A 1,873-nucleotide genomic window follows, 5' to 3' on the forward strand; every position below is an offset into this window, starting at 1 on the left:
TATGGCTCGTAGTTTTTCTAGCCAAGCACCAACGAGTTCGTTGGATACACGATTTGGTATATTATTCACGGAATGCCACTCCTGTTACATTTTTAAGTGCTTCTTGCAAACATTCTTTACAAACAGACTGTGGTAAGTCAGGTAATGGGAAATCTTGACCTTGGGGACCATCCCATACGTGTTGGCCTTTTAGGCTGATACGGCTTGGGCTGTGTATTTCGATTTGTCCATCGGGAGCAATGCGGATATAGCCACCGCCGCAACCTAAAGTTATGCCATTTTTTGCGGTGAGCTGAATATGCCCTTGGGTTGATTGCACTGTGATATCCTTAAGTGCAATTGCATCAAGCTTATCGGCGTGTGACTCTATTTCGAAAGGGCCATTACCCGAGACGAAACGAACCCCTTCTTTTTGTGAAAGTAATGAAATCTTTTGGCTTGCATTGATACTGATGTGTTCACCACTGGCAATGTGCATTTCACCCATACTTTGGGCGTAATGTGCTTGCGCACTTTGCAATAAAATAGACTGCTCAGTGACTAACCCAATGCCATCAGTGGCATGCATTAAAACGGCTGGGGAGGCTAAGTTTTCGGCATTTTCTTGGAGTGCTTTTAAGCTATCTTGCTCTGGTGGTGCATTTTTATGCTGTTTGGTTATCTCCCCCCAGTTGGTTAATTGATTATTAGCGCCTTTTAATAATGAGATAGCAGGTGCCATCGCCAACACATCCCCACCGGCTTTATCCTGCTTATCGGTGGTAATAAACAACCCTTTACCCGCACGGATCGCGCCCCAGCTGTCGGTGCGCAGCTCAAAACCATCACCACGCTGTTCGCGTTCGGCATTCACCAAATGCCCCAGGTTTAACTGGGTTTTTCCGCCATATTCGGTGCTGAGCTTAATATGCTCTTGCCCGCGTTTATCTTCCATGCGCAGTTTGTTATTCGCAGGTGTGCGGATCACATTACGGGTGTTATTTTTATCCGTCACGTGGTCGGGGTGGCGGGAATCATGCAGTGCGTGGGCGATGTAAGGGCGGTCTGGGTCGCCCTCATGGAAGGCGATAGCGACTTCAGTCCCTTGAATTAGCGGGAAATGCATCCCATACGTATCGCCGGCGTAGGGTTTCGCCAAACGCACGGGCATGCTTTCATAGCCCTTGGTTTTTTCATCTCTGTCTGCATCGAATTTCACCCAATAAAAGCCGTGTTCATTTTGGTGGGCATAAATATCGTGGTCTTTTGCACTGGTGACACGCGCCATTAATGTTCCGGCAATCACAGGGCGTGGTTTTAGAGCAGGGCGCCAACACAGTGCTTCGGTGTAAGGCACCGCGTCAAAGCGAACAGTTAGCGCTTTATCTCGGCTGGCGGTAAAGCGTAGGCGAGTAATTAGAATTGGTGATTTGAATACGCTGGGTAACGTCGAACTGAGCGGGTTATCTTGAATACTTAGCACTAATAATGGCGTCAGGTCTGCAGCGCTACTTTCTCCGCGTAGTAAAGTCTGACGAGCTAAAAAGCGCTCGTGGTCGAGTCTTGCCCAGAAGTTAGCGGTTTCAGTTTCAGGGCGAATTTTATCCCCGCGGGTGAGGTGGCGGCCTTTATAGTGATAAACATCGCCGTAATTGATTTTTTCTCCATCACCGCGTGTCATGTCCGCAACGGCGGAGATTAACGTATCTTCCGCCAGTCGGTGGTTATAGTCTTTGGCAAAAACAGTGTTTTCGACCACTTGATGACGTAACGATAACCCCCAAACACTGTCGGCATGGTTATCGTTCAGCCCTGAGGGGCTATTTAATGGCAGCGTTTTGTCATACACATAACCGCGTTGGCTGTCAGTAAAATGCAGGACTTCGGTTTGGGT

The 1,873-nt window shown here is 48.3% G+C and carries 1 protein-coding gene; it reads right to left on the bottom strand.

Annotated elements, in window-relative coordinates; all coding sequences use genetic code 11:
* Window positions 1-61 precede the first annotated feature (61 nt).
* Window positions 62-1,873: DUF2345 domain-containing protein (locus OQV04_RS24465; protein WP_332643224.1), on the bottom strand; the 1,812-nt coding region annotated here is incomplete at its 5' end.

This window comes from Escherichia sp. Lx600-2, from assembly GCF_036662595.1.
Taxonomy (GTDB): Bacteria; Pseudomonadota; Gammaproteobacteria; order Enterobacterales; family Enterobacteriaceae; genus Escherichia; species Escherichia coli.